Raw genomic sequence first — 598 nt, forward strand, 5'->3', positions numbered from 1 at the left:
CGCGCATGATGTGCGAAACGGTGATGTCCGTGCCACAATACAGCCGCCTGGGTCAGATCACGGGTGATCCGGGCACCGGCAAGACCTCGGCGACCTACTGGCTGGCCGAGACGCTGGGGGCCATTCGTATCGAGGCCTGGGCAGGCATGAAGGAAAAGACCTGCCTGCAAGAGCTGGCGCATGCCTTTGCCAAGGCCGGATATCCCATCGATGCGAGCGGCACATCCAACACCCTGATCCAGCGCCTCATCCGGCAGGGGACCGAGGGCAAGCTGATCATCGTGGATGAGGCCAATCACCTGCGCTGGCCCACCCTTGAGATGCTGCGCTCGATCTCTGACATCGGCGGCGCGGGGCTGGTGATCGCGGGCACGGACTTGCTGGCCAGAAAGTTCATCCACCCGCAAATCCGGGTGTTCCTGGAGCAGTTCCGCCAGCGGATCGGCACCAAGAAGGTGGTGATGCAGCCGGTGCAGGAGGCGGGCGAGATGGCCGCCTATGTCCTGGCCCCGCGCTTCGGGAGCATCACTCAGAAGAGCGCCACGGCCTTTCTCAGAAAGACGGGGGGCAACTGGCGCTTAGCGATGGCCCTGGCCGA

Annotated in this window: 1 protein-coding gene; it reads left to right on the forward strand. The window is 64.2% G+C overall.

Translation table 11 applies throughout. The features are described 5' to 3' along the window. The coding region (locus ACR0EN_RS21245) for an AAA family ATPase (protein WP_480588585.1) at positions 1 to 598 on the forward strand (598 nt) is incomplete at both ends.

The sequence above is a fragment of the Ruegeria sp. AB7 genome (assembly GCF_056542625.1).